The sequence below is a fragment of the uncultured Thermanaerothrix sp. genome, assembly GCF_938028735.1.
Taxonomy (GTDB): Bacteria; Chloroflexota; Anaerolineae; order Anaerolineales; family Anaerolineaceae; genus Thermanaerothrix.
Window position 1 is genome coordinate 1 of sequence record NZ_CALIMF010000033.1, and the last position, 10,466, is coordinate 10,466.

13 protein-coding genes, 1 tRNA gene and 1 pseudogene are annotated in these 10,466 nt (G+C 53.7%); 14 read left to right on the plus strand and 1 reads right to left on the minus strand.

From position 1 onward, the window contains the following. From Q0721_RS12095 to Q0721_RS12135, 9 genes and pseudogenes are all read left to right on the plus strand, one after another. Positions 1-261, plus strand: a pseudogene (locus tag Q0721_RS12095) (chemotaxis protein CheD); the annotation flags it as partial. Positions 262-296: 35 nt separating this feature from the next. Further along, the gene (locus Q0721_RS12100; RefSeq protein ID WP_299030386.1) at positions 297-653 is read left to right on the plus strand and encodes a response regulator; all 357 of its coding nucleotides are present in this window, start codon (positions 297-299) and stop codon (positions 651-653) included. A gap of 13 nt (positions 654-666) precedes the next feature. Next, positions 667-1,779, plus strand: a complete 1,113-nt coding sequence (locus Q0721_RS12105; RefSeq protein WP_299030389.1) for a chemotaxis response regulator protein-glutamate methylesterase — start codon at positions 667-669, stop codon at positions 1,777-1,779. Beyond that, positions 1,766-2,566, plus strand: a complete 801-nt coding sequence (locus tag Q0721_RS12110) for a protein-glutamate O-methyltransferase CheR (RefSeq protein WP_299030392.1) — start codon at positions 1,766-1,768, stop codon at positions 2,564-2,566. The genes Q0721_RS12105 and Q0721_RS12110 overlap by 14 nt, the downstream gene beginning before the upstream one ends. Continuing rightward, a complete protein-coding gene (locus Q0721_RS12115; RefSeq protein WP_299030395.1) occupies positions 2,563-3,423 on the plus strand; it encodes an HDOD domain-containing protein in 861 nt (286 codons plus the stop codon). The genes Q0721_RS12110 and Q0721_RS12115 overlap by 4 nt, the downstream gene beginning before the upstream one ends. 28 nt (positions 3,424-3,451) lie before the next feature. Next, positions 3,452-3,967: a chemotaxis protein CheX gene (locus tag Q0721_RS12120; RefSeq protein WP_299030398.1), complete on the plus strand. Its 516-nt coding sequence runs from the start codon at positions 3,452-3,454 to the stop codon at positions 3,965-3,967. A 24-nt stretch (positions 3,968-3,991) separates the two neighbouring features. Then, a complete protein-coding gene (locus Q0721_RS12125; protein WP_299030401.1) occupies positions 3,992-4,507 on the plus strand; it encodes a chemotaxis protein CheX in 516 nt (171 codons plus the stop codon). A gap of 20 nt (positions 4,508-4,527) precedes the next feature. Beyond that, positions 4,528-5,316 (plus strand): ParA family protein, encoded by a 789-nt coding sequence (locus tag Q0721_RS12130; RefSeq protein WP_299030404.1) that lies wholly within the window; start codon positions 4,528-4,530, stop codon positions 5,314-5,316. Between the two features lie 17 nt (positions 5,317-5,333). Beyond that, positions 5,334-6,149 (plus strand): chemotaxis protein CheW, encoded by an 816-nt coding sequence (locus Q0721_RS12135; RefSeq protein ID WP_299030407.1) that lies wholly within the window; start codon positions 5,334-5,336, stop codon positions 6,147-6,149. On the opposite strand, the gene Q0721_RS12140 is transcribed toward Q0721_RS12135, so the two are convergent. Next, entirely contained in the window at positions 6,095-6,487 is a 393-nt protein-coding gene (locus Q0721_RS12140) for a hypothetical protein (RefSeq protein ID WP_299030410.1), read from the minus strand. The two genes, Q0721_RS12135 and Q0721_RS12140, sit on opposite strands and share 55 nt — an antisense overlap. A 148-nt stretch (positions 6,488-6,635) precedes the next feature. Here Q0721_RS12140 and Q0721_RS12145 point away from each other — a divergent pair, with 148 nt between their 5' ends. The 5 genes from Q0721_RS12145 to Q0721_RS12165 form a co-directional block, all read left to right on the plus strand. Further along, positions 6,636-7,763: a hypothetical protein gene (locus Q0721_RS12145; protein WP_299030413.1), complete on the plus strand. Its 1,128-nt coding sequence runs from the start codon at positions 6,636-6,638 to the stop codon at positions 7,761-7,763. Positions 7,764-7,785: 22 nt separating this feature from the next. Beyond that, the gene (locus Q0721_RS12150; protein WP_299030416.1) at positions 7,786-8,919 is read left to right on the plus strand and encodes a hypothetical protein; all 1,134 of its coding nucleotides are present in this window, start codon (positions 7,786-7,788) and stop codon (positions 8,917-8,919) included. A gap of 59 nt (positions 8,920-8,978) precedes the next feature. Further along, positions 8,979-9,051 (plus strand) — tRNA-Lys (locus Q0721_RS12155). 88 nt (positions 9,052-9,139) lie between these two features. Then, entirely contained in the window at positions 9,140-9,610 is a 471-nt protein-coding gene (locus Q0721_RS12160) for a hypothetical protein (RefSeq protein ID WP_299030419.1), read from the plus strand. 530 nt (positions 9,611-10,140) lie between these two features. Continuing rightward, positions 10,141-10,466: hypothetical protein (locus tag Q0721_RS12165; protein ID WP_299030421.1), on the plus strand; the 326-nt coding region annotated here is incomplete at its 3' end.

The window sequence follows — 10,466 nt, forward strand, 5'->3', positions numbered from 1 at the left end:
ATGGAGGTAGCTGGTGCGCATCGCCGCTATCTGATTGTGAAATTGGTGGGTGGTGCGAACATGTTGCTGAGTTCAGCGCTTTCACATACGTTTGAAATTGGAACGCGTAATGTGCAGGCAGCTTATTACATTTTGGAAGCCCTAGGTTTGAAGGTTGCGGGTGTTGAAGTGGGTGGCAGTGTGGGGCGCACGGTTAAGTTGTTTGTTGATTCAGGGAAATTGGTTGTACGTCGGATTGGAGGCATAGAACAGACACTCTAGCAGGAAATCATCTTCTGGATCAGAAAGGAGAGGCCATGGCAACTGTGCTTGTAGTGGACGATGCTGAATTCCTACGGGTGCGCATCTCGAAAATGCTCGTCGCTGAAGGCTATCAGGTCATTGAGGCAGAGAATGGGGCAATGGCCGTTGAGAAATATAAAGCAGAGCGGCCAGATGTGGTGTTGATGGATATCACCATGCCTGAGATGGACGGTTTAACCGCCCTCAAGAATATTCGGGCTTATGATCCGCACGCCAAAGTGGTGATGTTAACTGCTCTGGGGCAAGAATCAGTGGTACTGGAGGCCGTGAAATCGGGAGCGCGCGATTTTGTCGTTAAGCCCTTCAACCAAGAACGGGTGCTTAGCGCGTTACAGAAGCTTCTAGGGTGATCTTGAGGGTTATATGGAGTCTAGGGCGTCTGCGGAAGTGAACAACCCGATTCGAGTGCTGGTGGTGGATGATTCGGCCTATATGCGCTTCACTATTACCCGCTACCTGAGTGAGGTACAGGATATTCAGGTCGTAGGTGTGGCACGAGATGGTGAAGAAGCCCTGGAGATGATTCCCCGTTTGAACCCGCAGGTGGTTACCCTGGATGTTGAGATGCCGCGCATGGATGGCTTGAGCACTCTGCAGGAAATCATGCGCACCCAGCCACGGCCGGTCATCATGCTGAGTAGTTTGACGAAGGAAGGGACGCAGGAAACAGTACGGGCCTTGACGCTAGGGGCCGTGGATTTTGTTGCTAAGCCAGAGAGCAAGGCCAATATCCAGGTAGTGATGGATGAGGTGGTACAGAAGATCCGGCGCGCGGTGCACGTGCGTGTGCGGAGTCTACCGTTGGCGGCTTGGCAGGAGGAGGATCGAAGGGGGCAAGCGACTTCTGTCAAGAGCACTCGCCCCTGGCGTGATGGGGATGTCCTTGTGGTCATTGGTGCCTCGACTGGTGGTCCACGGGCGCTCAATGCTCTAGTGTCAGCTCTGCCCGTTGATATGCCTGCAGCACTCTTGATTGTACAGCACATGCCTGCGGGGTTTACACGCTCGCTCGCTCAGCGTTTGGATACCCTTGCTGCTTTCAAAATCAAAGAGGCGGCGCCGGGTGACCGATTGGAGGTGGGATTAGGGCTATTGGCACCGGGTGGCTTTCATCTCACCCTCGATGCAAACGGAACCGTTAACTTGAGTCAGAATCCGCCAGTTCATGGGGTGCGTCCGGCCGTGGATGTTACCTTGCTCTCGGTAGCACAGCATTTTGCTTCCCGGACGGTGGGGGTGATTCTGACTGGGATGGGCAATGATGGGGCAAATGGTGCTGCCTTAGTTCATGCTCTGGGCGGGTATGTGATTGCTGAGGATGAATCTACGGCCGTCGTGTGGGGGATGCCGCGCAGTGTGATTGAGGCACAAGCGGCAGATGCAGTGTTGCCTTTGCATGCTATACCCACTGCAATTGAGCAACAAGTCCGCCAGCGCAATGGCGGGGGGAGGGGAGAGCCTTATGGAACGCCTTGAGTACGAACGGGTTAAAGCCTCGATCAAGACCTTGTTGGGAATTGACCTCTCGTATTACAAGGACGAGCAGATGCGTCGTCGCCTAGACTCCTGGTTGGCGCGTTCCAGTAAGGCTTCATGGGAAGATTATTTTGCCTGGATACACAAGGATGAGCGGGAGCAGCAGCGGTTACGTGATTATCTGACGATCAATGTCAGTGAATTTTTCCGTGATCCCGAGCGCTGGGAACTTCTGCGCACCCATGTTTTACCGCGCCTGCTTCAGGAACAGCGCCAAACTCATCGCCCCCGCTTGCGTATCTGGAGTGCGGGGTGCTCGACGGGCCAGGAGGCTTACTCACTGGCAATGCTGTGCGATGACATAGGAGTGCGCCCAGCTCCTTACCTTCTAGCAACCGATCTGGATCGAGGGGCCCTAAAGAAGGCTGTTGCCCGTGGGCCCTATAACGTTGAGGAAGTTCGGCATGTCTCTCCTTCCTTTCTGCAACGCTACTTCGAGCCTGGTGGTCCGCCGTATTTGGTGCGTGAGAATCTAGCGCAGAAGGTGATCTTTCGCGAGCAGAATCTGCTGGCGGATCCTTTCGAGGGCGATTTTGATCTGATCGTTTGCCGTAATGTGGTCATTTATTTCACCAATGAGGCCAAGGAGACCCTCTACCGGAAATTCCATCAGGCGTTGCGCCCAGGAGGCTTTCTGTTCTTGGGAGGGACAGAACTTATCCCCCATCCTCAGATTTATGGTTTCGCCAGTTTTCAGATCTCTTTTTACATGAAGAAGGTGGTATGACCTCACCCCGATTCAATCTCGAGGTTTTGTTGCGGCGCATTGGCGACCTGCCCCCCCTTTCGCAGGCGGTCCACAAGGCTTTGGAGTTGATCCGCAACCCTAAATCCAACCTGGCCGAGATCGCAAATGTACTGGCGTTGGATCAATCCATGGCCAGTTTGATCCTGCGTTGGGCGAATTCAGCCTATTACAGTCCTCTTCAGCCCATCAAGACAGTGCATCAGGCGGTGGTTTATCTGGGACAGAATGCAGTGCAAAGCCTGATCCTGACAGCTTCGGTTGCTGCCTTAATGGACCGTCCAGTGCCGGGGTACCGTCTGGATCGTGGAGAACTGTGGAAGCACGCTGTGGGTGTGGCTGGTGGGGCACGTCTGGCGGCTCAGCATCTGGGCCCTCAGGTTGCCGAGGAGGCTTATCACGCCGGTCTATTATGCGATATTGGCAAGTTGGCCTTTGAGGTGTTGTTGCGAACTTTAGACCCTTTTGAAGGCACCTGGGAGCAGATGCCGTTTGATTACTTGGAGCGTCACTACTTTGGTATTGATCATGCGACTCTGGGAGGAGAACTGGCGCGGCGTTGGAATTTACCCTCGCCATTACCAGAGGCAATTGCGTTTCACCACCGGCCGAGTCTGGCTGGGGATGGGGTTGTTCTGGCTGCAGCAGTTCATGTCGCGGATGCTGCCATGATGATATTTGGGATTGGTTTGGGGTGCGATGGTTTGCAGTATCAATTGGATTTGCGTGCGTTCCAGATTTTGGGGTTAGATGAGGGCTTCTTTGATTACATGCTCCCGCGTGTGAGTGCTCTGATCGAAGAGGCAGAGCACTATATTGGTTTAATGCGCCGGGGCTAAGTTTCATCCTTGGAAAGGAATCTGGGTTATGAATGTTAACTTCCTCAATCCTTTCGTAGAAGCCGCAAATGAGGTGTTAATGGCAGAGATGAACGTGAGCACCTCGCGAGGGCCTCTCTCTTTGCATAAGTCTGCTTTGACCACTGATGATGTGACGGTACTTATCAGCTTGGTAGATGAACTGCAAGGGGTGGTTCTTTATGGGCTTTCATACGAGACAGCGCTTAAGTTTGTTTCGTTGATGATGGGGCAGGAGTTCCGCGAATTTGACAACCTTGCTCAGAGTGGCATTGCGGAATTAGGTAATGTAATCACAGGACGCGCCACAATCAAGTTGGCCGAGGCGGGATATCGTACAAACATTTCACCGCCTACCCTGATTTCTGGGCGAGGGGTTCAGATTTCAACGCTGGATTTTCCGCGTTTGGTGGTCCCATTACAAACAAATTTAGGCGATTTGACGGTGCATTTGGCCGTGCGCGAAGGCTCGTCGGATGCAAGAGGAAGCAACTTTATTCCTCTGGCGGTCAACGGTGCCAGTTAAGGATCGGCGAAAGGAAGGAGCTCAATGAACGTCAAGTTTCTTAATCCATTCGTTGAGGCTGCTTTTGAGGTGTTGAAGGCCGAAACTGGCTTTAGCCTGAGGCGGGGTGATCTGGGTCTGGAGAAGGGTGTTTATGTCACTGAGGACTTAACGGTTATTCTTTCGCTGGTGGGTCAGGTGGAAGGGACTGTGTTTTATTCGATGGGGATGCCAACGGCCTTGTCTCTAGTTTCACAAATGATGGGGGCCCAAGTCACCTCCTTGGATCCCTTGGCTCAAAGTGCGGTAGCGGAATTGGGAAATGTAATCACTGGGCGAGCCAGTGTCAAACTCTCTCACGCTGGTTATGAGTCGGTCATTTCACCGCCAACTTTGCTTTTAGGGAATGGGGCACGCATCTCAACCCTGGACTTTCCGCGCTTGATCGTTCCACTTGAATTTGAAGGCGGACAAGTGACCATCCATCTTGCTCTGCGCGAGGGAAGGGGCAGTATGTTGCGGAGTGGTCAGTTGCCTACCCCACCGCGCCCAGAAGTTTGAGGTTTGGGAGGGCAAGTCACATGGGACGCACGCTGGCAATTGTTAATCAAAAAGGTGGCGTTGCTAAAACAACCACTTGCCTTTCGCTTGGGGCATGTCTGGCTGAGCAAGGGCGTCGGGTATTGCTGATTGATCTAGACCCGCAAATGAATTTGAGTGTTTGCGCAGGTGTGCGAGATCCTCTAGATGATGGGGGGATTGTGGACTGGTTGGCGCAAGCGTTGGGATTGCGCGCTACCCATCCTCCGCTTGTCCCGATCTCCTTATTACCAAATGGGTTGCACTTGTTACCAGGAGATCCCAGCTTGGTAACCCTTGAGCAACGATTGCTTGAGGTCCCTAGTTATGAGCTTGGCTTGCGGAAAATGCTAAATGCAATTGCCTCGGATTATGAATATGTACTCGTTGATTGTTCACCTTCCCTAGGGCCACTAACGATCATGGCGCTGACAGCAGCTCAACACGTTGTGATCCCAGTACCGGCCGATTACTTGGCCGCTTGGGGATTAATGCAACTTATCACGACCATTGAAGCAGTCAAAGGGCGCACGAACCCCTCGTTAGATTACTCCTTATTGTGTGTCATGTTTGACCGTCGGAATGGTATTAGTCATTCGATGTTAGCGCGTTTGCGAGCCTCTTTCTCAGACCGGTTGTGGAAGATGGTGATTGGGTTGGATACTCGCGTGCGCGAGGCCGCAGCAGCGGGCGAGCCCATTCTGCGCTATGCACCCAAATCACGGGCGGCCCAACACTACCGACAATGGGCGCAAGAAATATTGGCGTATTTTGAGGCGTCTGATGTTTGATGACAGGAGGGTCTATCATGGGACGACGGGATAAACTCAGCCAGGCCCTGGATCAACTTTTCTCGGTCGGGTTCAAAAAAAACTCCGAGGGGAAATCAGGGACTGCTTCCTTTCCAAACTTTGCTCAATCAGAGGTCCCAGAGGAAAGTGAAGCAAAACTAGCGGGGGAAATTGTGCGAACGCTAGAAGCATCTGGAACCGAGTCTCTTTCAGCCTTTCCGGGGGAAAATGTTGTTGAGACTGAGCCTGACAGGAGAGATGGGCTTGAAGGACAAGCAAATCCCACGAAAAACCATCACGAGCAATCCTCTCAACCCAAACTCTCTTCAAAGTCAGATGAGCAGATTGTAATCTTGGCTCTGGGCAATGTGACTTATGGATTACGGGTGGAAGTAGTTGAAGCCATTATCAAAATGCAACCGATCACTCGGGTCCCCAAGACTCCTGGGTATATTCGAGGGGTTACCAACCTGCGTGGAGCTGTCTTGCCAGTCGTTGATCTGAACCAGCGTCTAGGGCAACCTCAGAGCCCGGAAAGTCCGGAAACACGAATCGTTGTAGTACGTAGCCCATTTGGGTTGGCCGGGCTGGTGGTAGATCGCGTTGATTCGGTTCGCCAGGTACCTGCTAGCCTGATTGAGCCACCTCCACCAATGGCGCGAACTACCGGTACGATGTATTTGAGGGGAGTAGTGCGGCTTGACGAAGGGTTAGTGCTTTTACTAGACTTGGAGTGTCTGCTACAAAACCTAGGGACGCGCACCCAGGGGAAGACTTTTTATGGCACAATACCGGCGCAGGCCACTTTATCATCCGGAAACTCTGCGCGTTGAGATTTCCACACTCGTCCATTCAGGATGATCTGGCATTCCAGGTCTCCGTAACCGGAGGGATTAGCGGCGGTCAGGAAAACCTCCTCCCCTTGGGAGAACGTGGTTTCCAGTTTCCAGGGGGTTGCAACAGCGTGTTGTTTGTAAATCATTGTGTTCCCAACGCGGTAATCAATGTGAGCAAAACCGCCCGAGGCCTTGATAAGTAACGTGGCTCGCCGTTCAGATTGGGGAGGATTGAAAACCCCCAATGAGTAGAACACCCAGAGGGTCAGTAGGCATAGGACTACCACAATCAAAATCTCAAGGATTAGACGGAGACGTAATGTTCGCTTTTCCACAATCCCATCTCTAGTGTAAGAAGGATCATCTAACCAAGAGTTTAGCATAGTCGGGCAAGAATTCAAGGCTGGGAGGGATTTGGATCTGGGGGCAACTCTTGATAAACTATATTGAGTGTGAGACATTACTCCTCGGGAGATGAGCCAAGTGCAAAAACTGACTTTTGGACTACCGTGCATCCATGCCGAACAGGGGGAGGTGCGCGCCTTTCTGCCCGAACTGGTGGCTCACATTGAACGCTGGGGGGGTGAAGTGGTGCTCGAACATGGCTACGGGTCCGGTATGGGCTTGCACGAATCCGATTATCGGCGGGTGGCACCGGGGATTCGCTTCGCAGACTTGCCAATCGTGTATGCTCAGGATTATGTGCTGGTGCTGCGTTATCCCCAAGAAGAGTTTCTGCGCTGGATGCGCCCGGGGGCATGCTTAATCTCAATGATTCATTATCCGACTCGGCCGGGGCGGGTTAAGTTATTGCGAGATCTGGGGCTTGAGGCCATTTCTCTGGATTCGCTCAAGGACGATACAGGGCGGCGACTGGTTGAGAATCTGCGTATGGTGGCTTGGAACGGAGTACGAACGGCGTTTGAGGTCTTGCGGCGCATTTATCCAGACCCACCCGGCTTTGAACATCCTCGTCGGCCCCCTATCTATGTTAGTGTTATGGGGGCAGGTATGGTGGGAATGCATGTTTTACCGGCCGCGGTTCGATATGGGGATGAGACCTATTGGCGGCAGTTGGCGTCAGCAGGGGTGTTGGGGGTTCAGGCAACCGTGTTGGACTTTGACCTTACTTCCCATCAAGCCGTGATGATTGAATTACTGCGGCGCACGGATATCCTGGTAGATGCCACTCAGCGGGTGGATCCTTCAAAGCCGATTATCCCGAATGAATGGTTGGCTTTCCTGCCGCTTCATGCCGTGATTCTAGATCTTTCGGTTGATCCTTACGAATGTGAGGGGCCGAGCGTTAGTGTCAAGGCCATTGAGGGAATTCCTCACGGCAATTTGGATCAGTATGTGTTTGCTCCCGATGATCCGGCTTTTGAGCGGTTGCCGGCTTGTGTCAATGCGAAAAATCGTCGTCATGTGGTCTCATGTTATTCATGGCCGGGGCTGACGCCGGTTGAGTGCATGGATGTTTATGGGAAACAATTGGCTCCTATTTTGCGGACCTTAATTCAGGCAGGGGGTGTACGCCACATTGACCCCAAAGGCACATTTTTTGAGCGAGCAATTTCCAGGGCTATGCTCTCGCACTGGAAATCACACTGAGAAGAAGGGAGAGATCTCCAAGATGAAGATCCGTAGTGTTGGGTTTCCCAGGATGCGGAAGGAAGCCGGTGAGCGGCGGGTCTTTCTACCCGAGTTTATTCAATTTCTTGCCGATTTGGGGGTGAGGGTGATGCTTGAGGATGGATACGGCTCGCGCTCGGGTTTCACCTTCGATGATTATCAGCAGGGGCATGTCAATGTAGTGCGAGGGACCCGGGAAGAAGTGTTTCAGCAGGATCTGGTGATTGTGTTACGCTCTCCCAAGGAGGAGGAATTCCCTCTCTTACGACGAGGGGCGGTTTTGCTCTCTATGCTTCATTACCCCACTCGACCCAATCGGGTGAAGATTTTACGTGAGTTGGGGATACGGGCAATTTCGATGGACAGCATCGTAGATGATAACAATGAGCGTTTGGTTGAGAATATGCGCGCAGTGGCCTGGAATGGTCTGGAGGCAGCATTTGATGTCCTTGAAAAGTGCTGGCCAGGCCTGCAAAAACCCGATGGCACACCTATACAAGTGCTAATCCTAGGCGCAGGGGCGGTAGGAAAGCACGCGGTCGAAGCGGCGACTAAGCTGGGAAATATCGAGCGCAATGAGGAACATATTCGCGCTGGTGGACGGGGTGCAATAGCCTGGGTGGTGGGACGGAACATGACCCGTCAGCCCGAGCAGATGCAGCGCTTGATGCAAGAAGCGGATATATTGGTAGACGCGACCCAACGCCGTGATACCAGCCGTCCGGTGGTTCCCAATGCCTGGATTGGGTGGTTGCCGGAGCACGCAGTGGTGGTAGATCTGGCAGTAGACCCTTATTTGCCCAACGCTGTGCCCCCAGTTGTGCGGGGAATCGAAGGGATTCCCCAGGGCAATCTGGATAAATATGTGTTCTATCCCGAGGATCCAGACTGGACGCTGACCATCCCGGAGGGTATACCCACACAGCAACGTCGAGTGACCGTGACCTGCTATTCATGGCCAGGCATTCATCCCGAAGCCTGCATGCGGCACTATGCTAAGCAGTTGCAACCTTTGTTAGAAGTATTGGTTGAGAAAGGCTATGAAGGCCTTTCGCCGCATGGCGGATATTTTGAGCGGGCGCTATATCGTGCAACGCTCGACGGTTGGCTTCGAGCCGCTGGGGGTGAAATTTAGGGTTGGAAAATTGGCGTTGACGCCTGTGCCCTGCCGTGATAGAATTTGAAATGCAAAAAGGGCGTGTAGCTCAACAGGCAGAGCAGTGGCCTTTTAAGCCATTGGTTCAGGGTTCGAGTCCCTGCACGCTCACTTCCTCAGGGATGCCATCCCTGTCTCTCGAAAAGCGCTTGATGGATTCCCTGGGTGCGTGGCGTGTATTTCAGCAGGAAGACCAGGCATGGTTGCGCTTCCCACCCTAATCCCCCTCTCCGAAGCCGCCCGCAAGTACGGGCTGGAGGAAGACCGCTTGCGCCAACTGGTGGAGAAAGGTAGAATCAGGGCAGGTGTACTCCCCGGTTCGGATGAGGTGCTTGTGAGCGAGGATGAGGTGAGAGGCGAGGCGATTCAAGAGAAAGGTCTCCGCAAAGAGGATTTGCCGGAGTATCAGAAACACGCCCATTTGAAGGGCAAGCCGATCTGGATCAGCAAAGCGGCAAGAGATTATCAGATTCCTCATCCTACGATTGTAAGGTGGGTAAAGGCAGGTTATATAAAGCAACTGGGCTTGGATGGAAACAAAGTACTTGTAGATGAAGCCGATGTTGCTTATTGTAGTGAAATATATCGGCAACGTGGAAGACAAGGAAGAATATTATTCAATCCAGACGGTACCCCCTACAAACCAAAAACAGGCCCATTGGCCATGTAGTGGCGGTAAGCCACTTTTTTTGTTGTTTTAATCCGTACAAGTATTGACACTTGTACGGATTAATGCTATACTCCTCATAGCGCCTTACCAAACCAATATCCAACCGACCGCCTCACCCCGGCAAACACAACGCCCCGCCGGGCGTTGTGCGCCCGATCGGGGCGTTCCGTGAGCCGTGTGGGTGCACGCTCACGGTTGAGGCAAGCAGGTCGCGACTGCTCACCTCGCGAACAAGTATACCACGAGTGTACCGCGAGTGAACAGACGCCCTGCGAACCAGGGCGTTTTGCTTTGGCGGTGTTGGCTCAAAGCCTTCAGGCGGCAGGTGCGCGAGATGGGTTCGAGTCCCGTCCGCCTGAACTCTGTGTTGCCATGCTAACGTCGGCCGAGTTGGGAGGCGGGGCCAGGACTGAGTCATCAGTATCTGGCGGGGCAGGGGGAGAGGCCCCTGCCTGACGGGCGGCAGGCGAGACCGCGGGAAGCCTGCCGGGGGACGTGACAGCCGGGAGAGACCGGCACAGCACATTGACATGGTGATCCTCCTTCAATCCAGCCGCACAGTGGCGGGATCTCCGATCCCGCGGTGGGTGCAAGTCCCACCCGGTTGGACTTGGGCACAGGCGCTTCTGCCGATACGCCGTCCGCGGTGTGGCCGACCGCATGGTGATGGCGGGGTCTCGCCAACCGACGAGATCGCAATGCCGGCAGTCCAGGGAAATGGGATGCGCCCAACAGTGACGGTCAGAGCGGTGGGGTGTCCTGAGCCCACTTCGAGCAGGCGGGTTGGGGCTGGATTACTCCAGCCCAGCGAAGGCGAGGCAGACCCTCAAAGAGCCGGACGTGCGCGAGGGCAATC